The organism is Marinomonas sp. SBI8L (genome assembly GCF_001624705.1).
Taxonomy (GTDB): Bacteria; Pseudomonadota; Gammaproteobacteria; order Pseudomonadales; family Marinomonadaceae; genus Marinomonas.
Genome location: NZ_JSEO01000001.1, coordinates 34852 through 50620 on the forward strand (window position 1 = coordinate 34852; position 15769 = coordinate 50620).

The following is a 15769-nucleotide window of genomic DNA, read 5'->3' on the forward strand; positions in this document are numbered from 1 at the left end:
GAGTGTCAGGCATTACCCGTTATAAGACGACTTTCAAACCTATAATAAGAGATACAACTTCATGAAGCGTTCAATTACTCGCTTATTAATGGCTCCCTCAGTCATCCTCCTCTTGATTTGGATGATAGTGCCTTTATCCATGACCATCTATTTTTCAACCATACGTTTTAACCTGCTCTACCCAGGTCAAAATAACTTTGTTGGTTGGATGAATTTTGAGTTTTTCATCACTGACCCAGGCTTTATGCCTGCCGTTCTTAATACCTTAATTCTCTTAATATCGGTACTCATCATTACCGTTGTTCTTGGGGTTGCCCTTTCAGCACTAATTGATAAGCCTTTTTTTGGACAAGGTATTGTTCGAGTTCTGCTTATCTCGCCTTTCTTCATCATGCCAACAGTCAACGCTTTGATCTGGAAGAATATGATGATGAACCCAGTGTATGGGGTATTTGCTTGGATATCCCAATCCTTAGGGTTAGAGCCCATAGATTGGCTGTCAGATTTCCCGCTCATGTCAGTCATTATTATGGTGAGTTGGCAATGGCTTCCCTTCGCTATTTTAGTATTTGTGACTGCTCTCCAATCACAAGATACTGAGCAAAAAGAAGCGGCACAAATGGACGGTGCTAACGGTTGGCATATTTTCCGCTACCTTACGATTCCTCACTTAGCGAGACCCATTGCCGTTGTTGTCATGATAGAAACCATTTTCTTGTTGGCTATCTTTGCTGAGATTTTTGTCTCCACAGGTGGTGGCCCAGGTTATGACAGTACTAACCTTGCTTATCTAATTTATAACCAAGCCCTACTTCAATATGACGTTGGTGTTGCTTCAGCCGGTGGTTTATTTGCCGTGATTCTAGCCAATATCGTTGCCTTTTTCTTAATTCGTGCCGTCGGCAAAAACCTAACGGTGTGAGGTAATTATGATGACTCTTAATCAACAACGTAAATTTAAAACCTTTGTTACAGGTGCATTTGCTTGGCTGATTGCACTCTTACTGTTTTTCCCTATTTTTTGGATGTTTATCACCTCCTTTAAAACAGAATTACAGGCGATCTCAGTGCCACCTTCACTCTTCTTTGAGCCAACCCTTGATAACTTTGGCATAGTGCAAGAGCGAAGTGACTATCTAAAGCATGCGCTTAATTCTGTCGTGACCTCTTTTGGTTCTACCTTGATTGCGCTCCTTATTGGTGTACCAGCCGCTTATGCTATGGCGTTTAACCCAACGAAGAAAACCAAGGATATTTTACTTTGGATGCTTTCCACCAAGATGCTTCCAGCAGTCGGTGTATTAGTCCCTATTTATATCTTAAGCCGTGATTATGGCCTATTAGATTCACGTACAGGCTTGGTGATCATCTTTACCCTGATGAACCTACCTATCATCATTTGGATGCTGTTCTCCTACTTTAAAGATCTACCGAAAGAGATCCTAGAAGCCGCTCGAATGGACGGTGCGAGCCCATGGGATGAAATCGTTAAAGTTGTCTTACCTCTTTCCATTGGCGGTATTTCATCAACGGCGCTTTTATCCATCATCTTGTGTTGGAACGAAGCCTTTTGGTCTCTTAACTTAACCGCCTCAGAAGCCGCGCCACTTACCGCCATGATTGCCTCTTACTCAAGCCCTGAAGGCTTGTTCTGGGCCAAGCTATCGGCCGCTTCTACCTTAGCCTGCGCTCCGATCGTCATATTCGGTTGGTTCTGCCAAAAACAACTTGTTCAAGGCCTTACATTCGGCGCTGTAAAATAATTTTTAGGAACAAACATCATGAGCTACTTAACCATTACAGAATTGCAAAAACACTACGACAGCTACCACGCACTTCGCGGTATCAATCTTTCTATTACCGAAGGCGAGTTCGTAGTTTTCGTTGGCCCATCAGGCTGTGGTAAATCGACGCTACTAAGAACCATAGCGGGTTTAGAATCCAGTTCAGAAGGCAGTATTAATCTAGATAATAGAGACATCACAGAGCTTGCCTCTTCTAAGCGTGATTTGGCGATGGTGTTTCAGTCTTATGCACTTTACCCACATATGACAGTGGCGGATAACCTTTCTTTCGCCCTGCGCCTTGCGAAAGTACCTGACAGTGAAATTGCCGAGAAAGTACGCAGTGTGTCAGCCTCTTTGCAGCTTGATCCCTTGCTGGATCGTAAACCTAAAGAGCTGTCTGGTGGCCAACGTCAAAGGGTCGCAATCGGTCGTGCGATCGTGCGCCAACCTAAGGTTTTCTTATTCGATGAACCACTCTCTAACCTAGATGCAGCCCTTAGGGTACAGATGCGTTTAGAGCTTGCTCGTCTTCATAAAAAATTAGGTACAACAATGATTTATGTTACCCATGATCAGGTTGAAGCTATGACTCTAGCCGATCGAGTTGTCATTCTAAATGCAGGTCAAATTGAACAAGTCGGCACACCGCTAGAACTTTATCGCCAGCCAAATAGTCGCTTTGTGGCTGAGTTTATCGGCACACCAAAAATGAACCTTATCGAAGTCTCTGATGTTACCCGTCAAGACGAGCAACTCTCTTTAGATATAGGTGTCGGTAAAATTGCCTTCCCGAATGAGCGTATTAACGGCCCAGTGCCTGGCTCTATCAAGCTAGGTATTCGCCCTGAACACATGCACTTGGTACCAGAAGGCGGCGACATTAGCGGTAAAATAGAGCTAGTCGAACACCTAGGTTCAGAAGCTTATACCCACATTCAGCTAGATAACCAACAAACCATCATAGTCAAAGCCCCTGCTCGCAGTAATATTCAAGACGGGCAATTAGTGCAGATCAAACTTGATCTTGATGAAGTTATTTTATTTAACGAAAGTGACCGTGTTATCTCAAAATTAGCCGAGGATGTCAGCCATGCCTAACATGCTCGCCCCAACGCGCGGAGCAGATCAACTGCTAGTACAAAACTATGAGAAGGATGCAATCTCCCCAGGTGTTATGCACCTGGGAGTGGGAGCCTTCCACCGTGCTCACCAAGCCGTATACTTTGACCGCCTACTTGCCCAGCCAGAAGGAAAAAACTGGGGCTTGATTGGCGTTAATATACGTCCGCAGGATAGCCAAGGTTTTGCTCAATTAAGTAAGCAAAACGGTGAATATGTGCTTAAAACCATGAGCCCAAAAGGTGAAGCGGTATACGAGCACATCCGCGCGATTACTCAGCTAGTTGATGGAGCAATCGAACCTGAAACAGTGGATCATCTCATGGCAGATGAGCAGATCCAGCTAATCACGACCACAGTGACCGAAGGTGGCTATTATCTAGATGAAAATAACCAATTGATGCAAGATCACCCTCTTATCAAGGATGATTTGAGCTCAGGTCGTAATACGCTTTATGCCTTTTTATATGCAGGTTTAAAAAAGCGTAGCGAAGCATCTGGCAGCAAGATCACCCTACTATGCTGTGATAATTTGCGTCATAACGGCAAACTTTTAAAAACAGGTCTATTACAATTTTTAAAAGCGAAGCAAGACGAATCGCTACATGCTTGGGTACGAGAGAATTGCTCTTTTCCATCCTCTATGGTTGATAGAATTACACCAAAACCTAGCATAGAGCATCAAAAGGATGTGCAGTCACGCTTCAACATTGAAGATAACATGACTGTCATGGCGGAAGACTTTATCCAATGGGTTGTAGAAGATGACTTTGCAGGCGAAAGACCACCTTTACATAAGGTGGATGTACAGCTAGTTGATGATGTCACACCTTTTGAAGAAGCCAAGATACGTATCTTAAATGCGGGTCATACCTGTGTTGCTTATCAAGCCGCCCTTAAAGGCTTAGATTACTTTGACCAAGCCATGATGGACATAGAGCTAAAGGTCTATTTCTCTGACTTTATTAAGCAAGATGCGATTCCTGCCATAGGCCAGTCTGTGGTCGATCTTTCTTCTTATGCCAAGGTCATTGCGCTGCGTTTTAGTAACACCAATATTGGCGATACGGTAGAGCGCATCTGTACAGATGGCTATGCCAAGTTCCCAATTTTTGTGTACCCAACCCTTGCTGGTATCTATCAATTAGGCGGCATTCCCAATAAAACCATTGATGCTATTGCGAGCTGGTTTGTTTTTATCCATCAAACCGCCCAAGGCAAGTTGCAAGTTAATTATCACGAGCCAAACATGGATAAGCTTGCTGCTTTTACCAATGACGAAAAAGGCATTCATGCTTTTGCAACAGATACCTACCTATGGCAGGACCTACCAGAAGCCTACCCCGATTTTGTTTCTCGTTTGAGTCACTCAATTAAGCAAATTCAGTTGCGTTTTTCAGCCTAGAAGCAAAGGTTAAATTTAAGGAATTAATATGACATTAGATAATCAAAACTTGGAAAATAAAGTGGCTTTGATTACTGGTTCAGCGGGCGGCATAGGACTTGCCATTGCACAAACCTATTTGGCTAACGGTGCAAAAGTAGTGCTGACTGATTATCAAAAAGACACGCCAGACGCTTTAGTAGGGCTACTGGCAGATTACCCCGATAATGCCCTTTATATTGGCTGTGATATCTGTGATAGCCAAGGAGTCGATAGGTTAATCCAGCACACTGTCGAACAATTCGATCGACTGGATATTCTGGTAAACAATGCGGCGGTGTTTGATTTAGCACCAATACTTGAATCCGATGAAGAGAGCTTTGATCGCCTTTTTGATATCAACGTCAAAGCCTTCTTCTTTACCCTGCAAAAAGTCGCTCAAAAGATGGTCGATATGGGTATAGAGGGTCGCATTATCAATATGGCATCTCAGGCAGGTCGCCGCGGTGAAGCCCTTGTTTCCCATTATTGTGCAACGAAAGCCGCTGTGATCAGTTATACCCAATCGGCAGCCCTTGGATTAGCTCAGTATAAAATCAATGTGAACGCAATTTCGCCTGGCGTGATAGATACCCCGATGTGGGAGCATGTGGATAGTCTATTTGCCAAACACGAAAACCTCGCACTTGGAGAAAAGAAAGTTTCTGTTGGTAAGGCCGTCCCCTTAGGTTATATGGGAGAGCCTGCAGAGATAGCCTCTTTAGCACTCTTTTTAGCCTCAGAAGGTGCCAGATACATTACCGCTCAGACCTACAATGTCGATGGCGGCAATGTGATGAGTTAATATACAAACCAAATAGCTACACTCAGAAAATTAGGCGTGCACTTTTATTTGGAGCAAGAGCCTAATAGGAAAGTAAGATGTCTATGAAAAACCGAAACACACCAGAGCTCGAATTAATTGAAGAGCATGTTGAAACCATACGTTATCTTGAACATGGTTTTCCTTGTGACCTGATACGCTGGCATGCCCACGATGATTACGAGCTGCATTTTATTGTGTCCACAACGGGCAAGGTATTTATTGGTGATTACATAGGCACTTACACTCCTGGCCAACTCATTCTCACCGGCCCAAGATTGCCCCATAACTGGGTTTGTCAAAATGACCAAGACCCAGTTAAATTAAGAGATATGGTGATACGTTTTGATCACGAATCCTTCTCTAATGGTTTAAAAATCATCCCAGAGCTGGCCGAGATTTTACCTATGCTTGCAAGAGCAAAGTCTGGCATAGAGTTTTTAAACTTTGACCCAGACTACCTCAAAGAAACCTTTGAAAAAGTCCGTGATAGCCATGGTTTACAGCGCCTTATTAATGCTCTTCCCCTGTTAAGCAAGCTTGCCTCTACCCATGATTATCGCCTGCTTTCTACTGTACAAATTGACTTAAAATCTAACGAGAGTCTACAACGTAAAATCAATACCGTCGTGGATTACGTCTCGCAAAATTATAATAAAGATATCTGTCTGTCAGATGCGGCGAGTTTAATTGGTATGTCCGATAGCCACTTCTCTCGCTTCTTCAAAAAAGCCACGGGGAACCGTTTTATCGAGTTTGTAAATCGAGTTCGCATTAGTCGTGCTTGCAGCTTATTAAGTGATACAGACCAGCAGATTACCAACATTTGCTTCTTAGTGGGCTTTAACAGTGTGGCTAACTTTAATCGTCGTTTCCATGAGCTCAAAGGCGTCACCCCAAGGGATTTTCGTAGCCAAAGTCATAATCATGATGAAGCAATACCCTACTAGAAACCTCTTGGTAGAAACTTTTTAGTCGACACACATTACTAGAGAAGTCTTGCTAAAAGCGCTTACTGAACTCAAGCGAGCTCAGTAAGGCTTTGATTAAATACCAAACTCGCCTTAGCAAGCTGGCTATAAACCTCATGTTTTTTCAGATAATACTCAGCCAGTTCAGCTTGAGGTTGGTGTTCGTCTAATACCTCTGGCATGACGCAAATCTCTGCTATCAGATTCTCTAGAAGATCCTTAGGCGCTTTGTTATCTAACACATCATAAAGTGCGTCTTCATATCTCACACCTATCATGGCTAGTCGAGCAGCCCCTAACCCGGGCGCCACTTCCCCTCCATCTCGATAAACCAAATTTTGATCTAACACATTCGATAAGATCTGACGCCACAAGGGAGAACGAGCACCACCGCCAATTAAAGACAACTCCTGTTTAAGACCAGCGTCGTTAGCTAACGCCTGCTGACAATCCAAGAGAGAGAAGGCAACCCCTTCTAACACGGCTAAAGTCATTTCTTCAATAGAGGTATCATTAACCAAGCCAATAAATTGGCCCGTCATTAAAGGGTTATTATGAGGTGTACGCTCTCCATTTAAGTAAGGTAGAAATACCAGTTTAGTCCTCAGATGCCCACGCTTTTCAATAAAACTCTCCAGTGCAGCTAATAAGTCTGCAACTGGCTTATTAGCTAGTTTAGCGACCCAGGATAAAGAGTTGGCTGCACTTAATGTCACCCCCATTTGATGCCAACGATTAGGCAGAGCGTGGCAAAAAGCATGCACTGTCTTTTCAGGGTTAGCTCTGTGTTGATCGCTCACACTAAAATATACGCCAGAAGTCCCTAGAGAAATTAAGCCTTGACCAGTATTTACCACCCCCATTCCCACAGCGCCCGCGGCATTATCGCCAGCACCAGCCACAACAGGCACTTGTGGCAAGGACAATAAGGCCGCCACATCATCCGACAAACACCCAATTACATCACAAGCTTCATGCACCTTAGGCATATTCTCAAGGGTAAAATCTGTAGCGGCTAAAAGAGAGGTATCCCATTGACGAGTGGCAGGGTTAAGCCAGAGGGTACCAGCTGCATCCGAGCAATCAGTGGCAAGTTGTCCTGTTAAACGATAAGACAAATAATCCTTAGGCAGTAAGACATATTGCACCTTAGCGAAAAGCGCTGGCTCATGTCGTTTTAACCATAAGGCTTTGGGAGAAGTAAAACCTGACATGGCCAAGTTACCACTCAAGTTTAATAGATTAGGACACAAGCTTATTAAGTCTTGGCACTCTTGCTGACTACGGCCGTCATTCCAGAGAATACAAGGTCTTAGCACTTCGCCTTGCTTATCAAGAAAAGTTGCACCATGCATCTGCCCTGACAAGCCTATGCCTTTTAACTGGCTAAAATCTTCGCCTTGGGTATCTAAAATCAGGTGTAAACTGGCGACAACCTCTTTTACAGCTTGCCACCAAGATAACGGCTCTTGCTCAGACCAAAGCGAACTAGGAGAGTTAACTTCAAGGCTCTTAGCGCTCATTGCCACTAATTCGCCTTGGGAATTAATCACAACACCTTTTAAACCAGAGGTACCAAGATCCAAGCCTAAATACATGAAAACACTCTCCTATTCTTTTTGATTAAACACAATAACAGAGTGTTAAAACAAAGGCGGTCTGAGTCAATCAAATTGGGCAAAGCCAACAGATGTGTATTAGTATTTGCTAAAAAAGGTTTAGTTCGCTCAACATAGAAAGCTTTTATTCAAACTTGCTTGAAGGATAAAAGAGCTAGGAAGAGCAAACTTAATCTATGGGCCTTTCAACCTGATGGTCCGTCGGCTGGGGGGTTATAGTGAGTACTTTCACTCCTTTTGGAGATTCAAACCTATGCCATACACCTTGCGGCACGATAAGTAACTCACCCGCCTTTATTTTATTTGGGACTTCTTCGTTATCAATCAGCAGAACTAAGCTCGTTTCGCCTTCGATAACTTGCACCATTTCATCCCCATTAGCGTGCCTTTCCCACTCACTAAAGCCGGTATAATTGGCAATAAACATACCGCCATTGCCAAAGTCAGACAGGTTAGCATAGGCACTGTGACCATCATTATGATCAGGGTTGGTGGGTGTTCGTCCATCAAGGTGTTTGGTTTGTGAAAAGGCTTGTTCGATATTGATAGCTACTGCTTTATTAAAAAGTGTCTTCATCACTAAGATCCATTTAGTTTTTTTATTGAATGTGAAGATATGACTAGTTATTGGACTAAATACAAGATTTAGATGCCCCAAAAATTAGCCGTTTTTATAACTTCTTATCAACACTGGCGCTTACAAAATAAGACGCTTTAATCAGGTCCTCCCCTATTCCATCACCTATAGTTAACTTTAATCAATAAAGATAAGTAAGCATAAATTAAACAATTAGAGCCAGCAGCTCTAATTGGGAGGAAGGAATATGAAAAACTTGATTAATAAAATTTATTATTTTTCATTTTTAATAATTCTAACACTAGCTATATCAACTAGTCATGCTCAGTCCACTATCACAATTGCGACAGTTAATAACAGCCACATGATGATGATGCAAGAACTCACACCCGTATTTGAAAAAGCGAATCCAGACATAAAAGTAAAATGGATTACCGTTGAAGAAGGTGAACTACGTGAACACATTACTCTAGATGTCACCGATAAACATGGCTTCTATGATGTTATTAGCATTGGTATGTATGAAGCACCTATTTGGGGAGAAAAAAAATGGATACAGCCAATTGATACAAGTGGCAACTATGATGTAGAAGATATTATTCCCTCTATTCGCAAAGGTCTCTCATATAAGGACACTCTCTATGCCGCCCCATTTTATGGTGAGAGCTCAATGGTGATTTACCGTAAAGACCTTGTAGAAAAAGCGGGAGTAGAAATTAATGATCGTGACACATGGGAACACATAAGAAATGTTGCAGCAGCTATCCATAACCCCAACTCAGGAGTATATGGCATGTGCTTACGCGGTAAGGCTGGCTGGGGAGATAACATGGCATTCATAACAACGATGGCTAACTCATTTGGAGCACGTTGGTTTGATGAAAGATGGAAACCTCAACTTGAAACAAATGAATGGCAAAACGCCGTAAGTTTTTATGTAGAACTGCTAAACGAATATGGCCCACCAGATGCTAGCAACAATAGCTACAATGAAAACCTAGCTCTGTTTAGCCAAGGTAAATGCGGCATTCTCATTGATGCCACCATTGCTGCTTCTTTTGTAACAGACCCGTCGAAGAGTAAAGTGTTTGATAAAGTGGGTTTTGCCCAATCCCCTATTCAAGTGACTGATAAAGGCGCAAATTGGCTTTGGGCCTGGTCTCTTGCAATACCTAGCGCAGCGCAGAATGCTAAAGCAGCTCAAACCTTTATTCGTTGGGCCACCTCGAAAGAATATATAGCGTTAGTAGGAAAAACAAAAGGTTGGGCATCCATCCCAACAGGGACTCGAATCAGTACCTATCAAAACCCACATTTTTTAAAGGCCTCCACTTTTGCTCAAGATGAGCTAAAAGCAATCAATTCAGCGAACCCTGCTGATAGCACCCTTAAGCCTTCTCCTTATGTTGGGGTTCAGTTTGCCGCCATACCTGAATTTCAAGACATAGGAACAATCACAGGGCAAATGGTTTCAGGTGCATTAAATGGCTCTATATCAGTAGAACAGGCACTTAAATCGGCCAACCTTTCCGCAGATAATCACATGCTTCAGGCAGATTACTACTAGAGGGACTGCGGATAAGACCTCCCGTTTCAGTTGGTGGATAAAAGCAACTAGTTTGATGACAAGGGCCGCAGTGTAATCGTAGGTTTCCTATCATTTAATAGGAGATAATCTAAACCAATGCAAAGCTATTTAAGCTCTGCATTGGTTTTATCAGCTATCTAGGGGAATTCACCCTAATGGAGAATTCGGGATAAATCAGTAATCAAGCCGCTTTTAAATTAGCTTGAATTTCAAGCAAAGCTTTCGTGGCAATCGGGTTTAAATCTTCTGCAAACTCTTCCATATTAGCGCAGATTTTTTGGCGCATAGGTAAAGCCCAGAATGCGGTGATATGGGTAACTACCTTTTTCACACAATCTTCTTCGGTTGAACCTATACCTATGTTTGAGGCAATTTGGTTCGCCATTTTAATTAGATGGCTTAATTCATTTTCACTCATGTTAAATCCTCTGTTTCATGGTCACGCCTTAGGCATCAACCGCTTGCACATATACGACTTGTCTTTGGGGTCTCACAAAACCAATCAAATTCATATTGGCTTGTTTCGCTAAAGTAATGGCCATCTTGGTTGGCGCAGAGACTGCCACCAAGGTGTGAATACCACATTTAGCGGCCTTAGAAACCATTTCAAAGCTGGCTCGACTTGATACCAACACAAAACCAGCCAATTTATCCTCTTGCTTATTTCGAGCAATCGCACCTAACAACTTATCAAGGGCATTGTGCCTTCCCACATCTTCTCGAATAGAAACCAGCTCAGCATTGTCATCAAATAAGGCTGCAGCATGTACAGCACCACATTGGGATTGAATCTGCTGCGACCCTTTTAACTTAGCCGCCGCTTTTTCAATTAGCTGATAACTTGGCATCGGGTGCGCATCTCGTATGGCAACATCAGGCTGCACTGCGGTTAATGACTCTAACCCACAGATACCGCAACCGGTACGACCACTTAGCTGCCTGCGCCTTTGTTTTAGATTTACAAAAGCCTCGGTCGCTATCTCCATACGCACTTCAATGCCTAACTCAGATTCCACCAACTCTAGACTACGCAACTGTTTTGTTGAAGTCAGAATGCCTTCGGTCAAGCTAAAACCCATTGCAAAGTCAGCTAGATCCTGAGGTGTTAGCATCATCACCGCATGGCTAATGCCGTTATACACCAATGCCACCGCCACTTCTTCTGCAATCCAATCACTTTGTGCGAGTTCACCCTCTGGGTTACGCACTATCACACTTTCTTCATGAGTCGCTTGTACAGCTAGCTGCTCTGATAAATTGCCGGACTGATTTGCTTGCAAAACGGGTTCGCCTCTTTTCTAGTGAATAAGTGAGAAGTATGAAGGACTTATCTTAAAGGTGTAAGCCCTTAAAACATAAGCCCTTCATAACATGTCACCTAAACTTATTTATCAATAAAGGCGATTTGCTGCTCAGTAAACTCAGCAAATTGGTTTTGCCATTCTGAGCTAGCTGTCTCACTAATCAATTTATCCACTTGTACTGCGGTTACCTTGTACTCAGGACAGTTAGTCGCCCAATCCGAGTTATCTGTGGTTATCACGTTCGCACCCGTTTCTGGGTGGTGGAAAGTGGTATAAACCACACCTGGCTGCATACGATCAGAGACAAGCGCTCTTAGATGAGTATCACCGGCACGACTGGCAAGAGAGACTAAATCGCCCGTGTTAATACCTCTGTCTTCTGCATCCTGAGGATGGATTTCTAAGGTATCTTCACCATGCCAAGATGAGTTCTCGGTACGACGAGTCTGCGCCCCTACATTGTATTGAGACAAGATACGACCTGTGGTCAACAAGAGCGGGAAGCGACGTGTCACCTTCTCTTCTGTTGGCACATATTCAGTCAATGCAAAGAAACCTTTACCGCGAACAAAACCATCCACGTGCATGATAGGCGTACCATATGGTGTCTCATCATTACATGGCCATTGTAGCGAACCTTCTTCGTCCAAACGCTCGTAAGTCACGTTAGAGAAAGTCGGTGTCAGCGCTGCAATTTCCGCCATAATTTCAGAAGGATGCTCATAATGCATTTCATAACCTAAAGCTTTAGAAAGGCCCAAGGTGACTTGCCAATCTTCAAGACCCGGCATAGGTGGCATCACTTTACGTACTGGCGAAATACGACGTTCAGCATTGGTGAAAGTACCATTCTTCTCAAGGAAACTTGTACCCGGTAAGAAGACATGAGCAAACTTAGCGGTCTCGTTCAAGAAGATATCCTGAACAATCAAACACTCCATATTACGTAAAGCGGCTTCTACGTGTTTTGTGTTTGGATCAGACTGCGCAATATCCTCACCCTGAACATACAAACCTTTATAGCTGCCTTCTACTGCGGCATCTAACATGTTGGTGATACGGTAACCCGGCTCTGGATCCAGCTTCACTTTCCAAGCATCTTCGAAAAGATCACGTACCGCTTGTCCAGAAATATGACGATAGCCAGGTAGCTCATGCGGGAAAGATCCCATGTCGCACGAACCCTGTACGTTGTTCTGACCACGTAGCGGGTTAACACCCACACCATCACGGCCAACGTTACCTGTTAGCATGGCAAGGTTTGCAATCCCCATTACGGTAGATGATCCTTGGCTGTGCTCAGTCACACCTAGACCATAGTAGATAGAACCATTACCGCCGGTAGCATAAAGACGTGCCGCACCGCGAATATAGGCCGCTGGAATACCGGTAAATTGTTCTGTGTTTTCAGGTGAATGACGCTCATCTGAGATGAAGTTTTTCCACTCATGGAAAGCTTCTGTTTCACAACGTTCTGCAATAAAGTCAGCGGCTTCTAGCCCTTCATTCACGATAACGTGAGCCATAGCATTCACAAATGCTACGTTTGTTCCCGGCATTAGCTGCAAATGGTAATCCGCATTCACATGAGGGCCATTTACCAAGTCGATGCTACGTGGATCAACCACAATCAGCTTAGCCCCTTCACGGATACGTTTTTTCATACGTGAACCGAATACTGGGTGAGCATCGGTTGGGTTAGCACCAATGACCATGATGACATCAGTTTTTTCAACCGAATCAAATGTCTGTGTACCTGCTGATTCACCAAGGGTGGTTTTCAATCCAAAGCCAGTTGGCGAGTGACAAACACGGGCACAAGTATCGACATTGTTATTACCAAAGGCTGCACGAACCAGTTTTTGAACCAGGTAAGTTTCTTCATTGGTACAACGAGATGAGGTAATACCACCTACCGAATTGCGACCGTATTTCTCTTGAATGCCTTTAATGCGAGTCGCGGCAACATCAAATGCCTCTTCAAAAGACACTTTACGCCATGGCTGATCAATCGAATCACGAACCATAGGCGAAGTAATTCTGTCTTGGTGAGTGGCATAACCAAAGGCAAATCGACCTTTCACGCAAGAGTGACCACGGTTGGCTTTACCGCCTTTCCAAGGTGTCATACGAATGACTTCATCACCCTTCATGTCAGCCTTAAAGGCGCAACCTACACCACAATAAGCACAGGTAGTAATCACTGAATGCTCAGGCTGTCCTTTATCGATAATCGAGGTTTCCATCAAGGTTGCCGTTGGGCAGGCTTGCACACAGGCACCACAAGAAACACAGTCAGAATCCATAAAGGCATCATCTTGACCCGGAGATACTTTCGATTCAAAACCACGAGAAGAAATGGTTAAGGCAAATGTGCCTTGCGTTTCTTCACAGGCACGCACACATCGATTACAAACAATACATTTGCTCGCATCGAAGGTGAAATAAGGGTTAGAAGTATCTTTCTTCTCATCTAAGTGAGTATGGCTTGGAATCGCGCTTTGCCCTGTGTAACGAACATTACGTAAGCCAACCGCACCTGCCATATCTTGTAGTTCACAGTCGCCATTAGCAGGACAGGTCAAACAATCCAATGGGTGATCAGAGATATAAAGCTCCATCACATTGCGGCGTAATTTACCGATTTTATCGTTTTGTGTTTTAACTTCCATGCCAGCTTCTGCCGGTGTGGTACAAGAAGCAGGAAAGCCACGACGACCTTCAATTTGTACCAAACAAATACGACAAGAACCAAAGGCTTCTAAGGAATCGGTCGCACAAAGCTTAGGAATATTAATACCTGCCATAGCGGCAGCATGCATAACAGAGGTACCTTCAGGTACACGCACTTCATTACCATCAATACTCAGGCTGATAAGCTCAGCGTCTGGCGTTGGATCGAAGGTCGCCGGCGGCGTACCGTAATCAATCTCGCTATCAAGGTCAGTTCTTGGATCAAAAAAATGTAACATATTACTGGCCTGCCTCTTGATTGTTTGATGGTTTTTGGAAGTCTTCGCCAAAATGCTCAAGCGCACTTTGTACAGGGAAAGGTGTCATACCACCCATGGCACATAGAGAGCCAGACACCATGGTGTCGCATAAGTCTTCTAACAGCTCTAAGTTGTCATCTCGGTTTTCATCGGCACGAATACGATCGATTACTTCGACTCCACGGGTCGAACCAATACGACAAGGCGTACACTTACCACATGATTCTTCAACACAGAATTCCATAGAGAAACGTGCTTGTTCTAACATGTCGACTGTGTCATCAAAGGCCACTAAACCACCGTGACCCAATACAGCACCTTCGGCAGATAAGGCTTCATAATCCATTTCTAGATGCCATTGAGATTCAGGCAGATAAGCCCCTAATGGACCACCAGACTGAACAGAGCGCATAGGTCTGCCAGAACGAGTACCCCCACCAAAATCAAATAAAAGCTCTTTCATTGTGATACCAAAAGCCGTCTCAACAAGCCCAGGGTATTTCAGGTTACCTGCTAGCTGGAAAGGCATGGTGCCACGAGAGCGCCCCATCCCAAACTCTTGGTAGAACTTACCGCCTTTAGCCAAAATAATGGCAATGGTCGATAAAGATAAAACGTTGTTTACAACGGTAGGTTGTCCAAACAAACCTTCAATAGCAGGTAGTGGTGGCTTAGGTCGAACCATGCCGCGCTTACCTTCTAGGCTTTCCATCAAGGCCGTTTCTTCACCGCAGATATAAGCCTTGGCACCAATGCGCACTTCTAGGTGGAAAGTTTTACCACTGTCGAGAATGTTTTCGCCAAGGTAGCCATTTTGCTCTGCCACTTGAATGGCTTCGTTCAAAATATCTTTTGCGTGAGGGTATTCTTCACGTAGGTAGATGTAACCTTGAGTCGCTTCAACCGCAAGACCTGCGATCGTCATGCCTTCGATTAAGGCAAAAGGGTCAGCTTCCATTTGCAAACGGTCAGCAAAGGTACCTGAGTCACCTTCGTCCGCATTACAAATAATGTATTTTTGCTCTGCTGGCGTATTTAATACGGTTTGCCATTTAATGCCTGTTGGGAAAGCGGCACCACCACGGCCACGAAGACCAGAGTCTTTTACTTCGTCGACTAGGGCTTGCGAGCTCATATCTAACGCACGTACTAAACCGTCATAGCCATGAGTACTCTTATAGTCAGTCAGGCTTACAGGGTCGATAATGCCGGCACGGGCAAAAGTCAGACGCTGCTGCTTTTTCAGATATTCAATCTCTTCCGTTAAACCTAAGTACAAAGGGTGCGCTTGGCGATCACTTGGAGAGGCATTATTCAAAAGACCCGCTTCGATCAGACTAGGCAAATCTTTAGGTGCAACTGGGCCATAAGCAACACGTCCTTCTGGGGTGTCTACTTCAACCATTGGCTCTAACCAGAAAAGGCCACGAGAACCATTACGTACCAAATCAACAACCGTATCTTGCTCGGCTGCTAACTGAGTTAATTTTTTACTAACACGTTCTGCACCAACAGACAGGGCAGCAGAATCACGGGGGATAAAGACTTTCACAATCGCCGTCATA

13 protein-coding genes are annotated in these 15769 nt (G+C 44.0%); 7 read left to right on the forward strand and 6 right to left on the reverse strand.

Annotated elements, in window-relative coordinates:
* Positions 1 to 61 precede the first annotated feature (61 nt).
* From OA91_RS00125 to OA91_RS00150, 6 genes are all read left to right on the forward strand, one after another.
* Entirely contained in the window at positions 62 to 922 is an 861-nt protein-coding gene (locus tag OA91_RS00125) for a carbohydrate ABC transporter permease (protein ID WP_046016266.1), read from the forward strand.
* Between the two features lie 7 nt (positions 923 to 929).
* Entirely contained in the window at positions 930 to 1763 is an 834-nt protein-coding gene (locus tag OA91_RS00130; protein ID WP_046016265.1) for a carbohydrate ABC transporter permease, read from the forward strand.
* An 18-nt stretch (positions 1764 to 1781) separates the two neighbouring features.
* Positions 1782 to 2885: an ABC transporter ATP-binding protein gene (locus OA91_RS00135; RefSeq protein ID WP_063338558.1), complete on the forward strand. Its 1104-nt coding sequence runs from the start codon at positions 1782 to 1784 to the stop codon at positions 2883 to 2885.
* Positions 2878 to 4311 carry a mannitol dehydrogenase family protein gene (locus tag OA91_RS00140; RefSeq protein WP_063338557.1) on the forward strand — a complete coding sequence of 478 codons (1434 nt, stop codon included), beginning with the start codon at positions 2878 to 2880 and terminating at the stop codon, positions 4309 to 4311. Before OA91_RS00135 ends, OA91_RS00140 begins: the two co-directional genes overlap by 8 nt.
* Positions 4312 to 4339: 28 nt before the next feature.
* On the forward strand, positions 4340 to 5134 hold the full coding sequence (locus tag OA91_RS00145; protein ID WP_063338556.1) for an L-iditol 2-dehydrogenase: 795 nt from the start codon (positions 4340 to 4342) through the stop codon (positions 5132 to 5134).
* A gap of 77 nt (positions 5135 to 5211) precedes the next feature.
* Positions 5212 to 6102, forward strand: coding sequence for an AraC family transcriptional regulator (locus OA91_RS00150; RefSeq protein ID WP_231870274.1), 891 nt, complete (start codon positions 5212 to 5214; stop codon positions 6100 to 6102).
* A gap of 71 nt (positions 6103 to 6173) precedes the next feature.
* Here the strand turns inward: OA91_RS00150 and xylB are convergent, their stop codons facing one another.
* Together xylB and OA91_RS00160 are read right to left on the reverse strand one after the other, a co-directional pair.
* A complete protein-coding gene (gene xylB / locus OA91_RS00155; RefSeq protein ID WP_063338555.1) occupies positions 6174 to 7721 on the reverse strand; it encodes a xylulokinase in 1548 nt (515 codons plus the stop codon).
* A 190-nt stretch (positions 7722 to 7911) separates the two neighbouring features.
* Positions 7912 to 8319 (reverse strand): cupin domain-containing protein, encoded by a 408-nt coding sequence (locus tag OA91_RS00160; RefSeq protein ID WP_063338554.1) that lies wholly within the window; start codon positions 8317 to 8319, stop codon positions 7912 to 7914.
* 247 nt (positions 8320 to 8566) lie between these two features.
* Between OA91_RS00160 and OA91_RS00165 the strand changes: the two genes are divergently transcribed.
* Positions 8567 to 9886 (forward strand): ABC transporter substrate-binding protein, encoded by a 1320-nt coding sequence (locus tag OA91_RS00165; RefSeq protein WP_082827708.1) that lies wholly within the window; start codon positions 8567 to 8569, stop codon positions 9884 to 9886.
* 202 nt (positions 9887 to 10088) lie between these two features.
* Here the strand turns inward: OA91_RS00165 and OA91_RS00170 are convergent, their stop codons facing one another.
* From OA91_RS00170 to OA91_RS00185, 4 genes are all read right to left on the reverse strand, one after another.
* On the reverse strand, positions 10089 to 10325 hold the full coding sequence (locus tag OA91_RS00170; RefSeq protein WP_046016259.1) for a formate dehydrogenase subunit delta: 237 nt from the start codon (positions 10323 to 10325) through the stop codon (positions 10089 to 10091).
* A 28-nt stretch (positions 10326 to 10353) separates the two neighbouring features.
* Complete coding sequence (gene fdhD / locus OA91_RS00175) at positions 10354 to 11187, reverse strand: formate dehydrogenase accessory sulfurtransferase FdhD (protein ID WP_063338553.1); 834 nt, start codon at positions 11185 to 11187, stop codon at positions 10354 to 10356.
* 104 nt (positions 11188 to 11291) lie between these two features.
* A complete protein-coding gene (fdhF, locus tag OA91_RS00180; RefSeq protein WP_063338552.1) occupies positions 11292 to 14183 on the reverse strand; it encodes a formate dehydrogenase subunit alpha in 2892 nt (963 codons plus the stop codon).
* 1 nt (position 14184) lies between these two features.
* Positions 14185 to 15768: a formate dehydrogenase beta subunit gene (locus OA91_RS00185; RefSeq protein WP_197477683.1), complete on the reverse strand. Its 1584-nt coding sequence runs from the start codon at positions 15766 to 15768 to the stop codon at positions 14185 to 14187.
* Between the last annotated feature and the right edge of the window lies 1 nt (position 15769).